The 3637-nt window shown below is 52.5% G+C and carries 3 protein-coding genes; all 3 read right to left on the minus strand.

Features of this window, described 5'->3' with window-relative positions:
- Window positions 1-223: 223 nt before the first annotated feature.
- Window positions 224-1129: a phosphate acyltransferase gene (locus tag U9P07_12305; protein MEA2110186.1), complete on the minus strand. Its 906-nt coding sequence runs from the start codon at window positions 1127-1129 to the stop codon at window positions 224-226.
- Window positions 1130-1390: 261 nt separating this feature from the next.
- On the minus strand, window positions 1391-1861 hold the full coding sequence (locus U9P07_12310; GenBank protein MEA2110187.1) for an acyl-CoA thioesterase: 471 nt from the start codon (window positions 1859-1861) through the stop codon (window positions 1391-1393).
- An 18-nt stretch (window positions 1862-1879) separates the two neighbouring features.
- Window positions 1880-3637 (minus strand): UbiD family decarboxylase (locus U9P07_12315; protein ID MEA2110188.1); only part of this gene is annotated, 1758 nt, incomplete at its 5' end.

Here is a 3637-nt window from a genome sequence, read left to right on the forward strand (position 1 = left end):
TCGCCACCTGATCAGCATTGTCGGCCAGGGTAACCACGCAACGTTTACACTTAATTTTCTTCGCGGCCGCGAATATTTCCCGGTAAAGATGTTCACTCATGTGTACACATCCGCTGCAAAGGTTAAATGATAAAGGATAAAGGTTAAAGGATAAAGGATAAAGGTTAAAGGTTAAAGGTTAAAGGTTAAAGGTTTTTACCTTTTACCTTGTACCTTATACTGTTCATTCATACGTACACCTCTGCTGTAAATTTACCAGGCCGGCACCAAAAACAAGTTCGCGATAAATTGAATCAGCCTCATCGGCACGGGAAGGCAGCAGCACCGGTCCACGTTCAGTATGGCTGAAGGAAACCCTGGTGATATCCTTGATAAAAAAATCAAGTTTAACCACCACGTTGCCGGTATTCAAATCCGGCAGCAGGAGAATATTCGGCAGGTTATTGAGATTCAGTTGACCATCGGCATCGGTAAAAATAAGATCTTTCAAAGACGTAGCATCCGTCAGATTATAGCTTCTCTTATGGTTCCTGATCGTCGGTGTCTTAATTCCCTGCCCCAGGTCACTTTTCAGTTGAAGATTGGAAGAGTCCGACAGCAGCTCGGTGACCCGGGGATTGGAACAGCCCAGTACCAGGACAGCATTGATGGCATTATCAACTATTTCCAGTTTCTGCGCCTCATTAGGGGCAATGTTGGCTCCGGCATCGGTCAACAGAACCAGGTGATCACAGTTTTTTATATCCCAAACCGTAATAACGCTGACGATGGCACCCTCCCCGACTTCCTTTTTTTTCCTGATGATGGAACGGTAGATATAGGAGGTTGGAATCTGCCCCTTGCTGACCATCCGGACATCGCCCTGGTACAGCATCTGCAAGGCCCGGTCCGCAACTTCCTGGCGATCTCTTATTTCAATAATTTCACCTGGCTGATAGTCAAGACCGACTTTTTCAGCTGCCCGAGAGATCAACCGGGGATTACCGAGCAATACCGGATCAATTAACCCCTCTTCCCGGGCTTTTTTAACCGCCTGCATAAACTCCTGGTCCTCGGGAGCAATAATGGCAATTTTTATTGGTTCCGCCCGTCTTGCCAGGTCAAAAACTTCCGTCAATGAACTGATCATGAGTACCTCGTTTGTAAAAAAGCTATTAGCTATTGGCTTTTAGCAGTTAACCGAAGGGGTTATTTTATAGTTATATCTCTCTTTCAAATCAGCTATTGCATTTTCGTCCGTGTTTGTCTGTGTGGGTCGGTGGCTCATAAGCTTTACTTTTCAACCCAGTTGCAAACGGATTCGCGGCGGAGGCCCGAGAGATTATTGCTTTAGCCGTGTCTGCCCACAGGCAGGCGGTATCCTCACAAGTCCTGAGTTTTCGTTCAGGCACTATTTACCCTGGCGTCCTGCCAGCCGTTGTTTCAAACGCTCCCGGGCCTGCCGTTGACGATCTTCCTCAATTTTATTTTCCAAAATCAAGCGGGGAACCTCAACTGCCTTGCCATCTTCCCCCAAAGCGACAAAAGTAAGGTAAGCGGAAGCAATATGACTTGTGTTGCCGCTCAACAGATTCTCCGAATCCACCCGGACCCCGATCTCCATGGAGGAACGACCCACCAGGTTGAGAGACGCCTTGAAGGTTACCAGGTCACCGATAAAGGCCGGATAGTGAAAATCCAGTTTATCAATGGATGCTGTTACCACATTGCTGCGGGCATGGCGGGTAGCGACAACACCGGCAGTGGTATCAATAAGTTTCATAATCACTCCGCCATGAACATTCCCGGCAATATTAGCCTCGTGCGGCTGCATCACATGAGCGATGGTCACCATACTGTCTGAAACGGTTTTACTGTTCATTTTTTATCCTTTCACTGTTCAGATTATCCCGTGAAGCGGCCGGCCGACGGCTCCCAGGGCATCCACCCGTTTTTCCACTTCAGGATCATCGATCAATGGCGGTGCATGGTGCGGCTTCCGGCGGGCGTCGATCACCAGCGGTCCGCGGCACCCCCAGTGTTTCGCTTCAGTAAAAGCCCCGATACCATAAATATCGGCGGCCGGATCGGAACGGGTAAATGTTACCCAGAGAAAATTATCCAATGTCCGGGAAGCAAATTCACTGTCATCAACGACGACCATCAGTGGAAACTCGGAAAAAGCTTCCGGATTTTCAGCAGACCGGCAAAAACGGAGTATGGCTTCATCCTGACCCGAGTTCGCTGCCGCCGTACAGGGAGGACCGCTGATGGCCAGTACTCCCGGCAGGCAGACAGCAGGGGTGGAAAATCCCGGTGACAGCTTCAAATCGGCAGGAAGTTCTGTCGCCAGCTGCCGACGCGACGGCCCCGCGGCGGCGATAATAACTTTTGATCCCTGATTCAGGCCGCTGCCGGAATAGTCCAGGGTATCCATGGTCGTCCGGGTCTGAAAATGAAGGTCGCGCCGCCAGTCAACCCGCTCCAGCAGATGAGCAAAAAATTCGGGAATAGCGTCAATAGCAAGCCGGTTATTATCTTCACCGTCAACAATGAGCAGGTACTTGGCCAGCGACAGCTGCCCCTGGCCGAGAATGGCATGGGCCTGGGTCAGCAGTTCCCGGGGTTGATGGTCCCCGGCATAGGGAACATACCGTTCACTACCGATGGCCAGCAGCAGGGGGTGAACCCCGGCCGCATCAACGGCATGTACCGCCCGAACCCCCGGCAATAAATCTGAGATCAGGTCTCCGGTCAATTCATGGATGAAAGCACCGAAGGTGGTATCTTCCTGGGGCGGGCGGCCGACGGTGGTAAAAGGCCAGATGGCACCATCACGATACCAGACCCGGTCGACCTTGAGAACCGGAAAATCATGAACCAGGCTGTAGTAGCCCAAATGATCACCGAAGGGCCCTTCGGGCAGCGTTTTTCCGGGTTCCACTGTCCCGCGCAAACAAAAGTCCACCTCGGCCGGAACCGGCAGCTGCCCTGGTCGACTGATGAGATTAACCCGCCGACCACCCAGCAAACCGGCAAAAGCCAGCTCCGGCATTCCTTCCGGCAACGGCATCACCGCCGCCACACTCAAAGCCGGCGGCCCACCGACAAAAACGTTCACCCGCAGGGGCTCTTTCTTTTCCAGGGCTTCAGCGTGGTGGACGCCGATCCCCCGATGCAGCTGGTAATGAAGGCCAACCTCCCGGTCGACAGCATAGCAGCCACCCGAAAGCTGGATTCTATACATGCCCAGGTTGGCATGGCGCCAGCCTGGCTGATTTGGACTTTCCGAATAGACCAGTGGCAGGGTGATGAAAGCCCCGCCGTCATCCGGCCACGATTTCACCTGGGGCAGTTGGCTGACAGAGGTTTCATGGGCCAGGATGGGGCCGTATTGAAGCTTTCGCGGAAAGAGATGCAAAAGATCAAGGGGAAGATGAGCCAGGGAAAGTGGAGTTTTCAGCAGGCCGGGCAGGTCAACCTTGGCGGCCACCAATCGTTCCAAAGATTTCAGGCTGTCGCGAAACATAAAACGGGTACGTTCCAGGGTCCCGAAAAGATTTCCCACCAGGGGAAAACGACAATCTTTCACCCGGCTGAAAAACACCGCTGGACCGCCGGCCTGATAAACCCGTCGCTGAATGGCACCAACTTCCAG

This window comes from Pseudomonadota bacterium, from assembly GCA_034660915.1.
Lineage (GTDB): Bacteria > Desulfobacterota > Anaeroferrophillalia > Anaeroferrophillales > Anaeroferrophillaceae > DQWO01.

What these genes read in the sequence shown, in the direction of transcription:
- U9P07_12305 (MEA2110186.1), bottom strand. Translation starts at nt 1,129, where the DNA reads ATGATCAGTTCATTGACGGAAGTTTTTGACCTGGCAAGACGGGCGGAA.
- U9P07_12310 (MEA2110187.1), bottom strand. Translation starts at nt 1,861, where the DNA reads ATGAACAGTAAAACCGTTTCAGACAGTATGGTGACCATCGCTCATGTG.